General features: G+C 40.0%; 1 protein-coding gene. It reads left to right on the top strand.

Annotation, left to right across the window (positions count from 1 at the left end):
- A partial coding sequence (locus tag DYE48_RS20955; protein ID WP_147299304.1) for an HNH endonuclease occupies positions 1-325 on the top strand: 325 nt, incomplete at its 5' end.
- Positions 326-447 lie beyond the last annotated feature (122 nt).

Below are 447 nucleotides of genomic sequence, written 5' to 3'. Positions count from 1 at the left end.
GAATCGAAGTGTCGAATACCTGGATAATCGTATTAGTCGGTATAGTATGAAGATGGGGAAATGCGAAATTACAGGCGAATATCTTCACGCTTCAGATGTTCATTGTCACCACTATGTGCCAAAGAATCTTGGAGGAAGCGATCAATTTCAAAACCTGCGTATTCTTCATAAGGATATTCATCGACTGATTCATGTAAAAGATATAGAGAAGATAAAGTTTTATCTTAACCAATTACCACAGAATCGATTGATCTTAGATAAAATCAATCAATACCGAAAGGTATGTGGGGTGGAAGGGATCGACGCATCCAGTCTCGAAGAGTAACAAAGGAACTTATAATGTAGTACATACCTTTAGATGGAACGCCGAATGCTGGGAAACTAGCACGTTCGGTGTGGAGCAGGGGAAAAGCTGGAGATAACCTCAAACGCTTACCTATTGCTAAC

It is taken from the genome of Halobacillus trueperi (assembly GCF_003386945.1).
GTDB classification, from domain to species: domain Bacteria; phylum Bacillota; class Bacilli; order Bacillales; family Halobacillaceae; genus Halobacillus; species Halobacillus aidingensis.
This window is presented reverse-complemented; position numbering and strand designations above follow the sequence as displayed.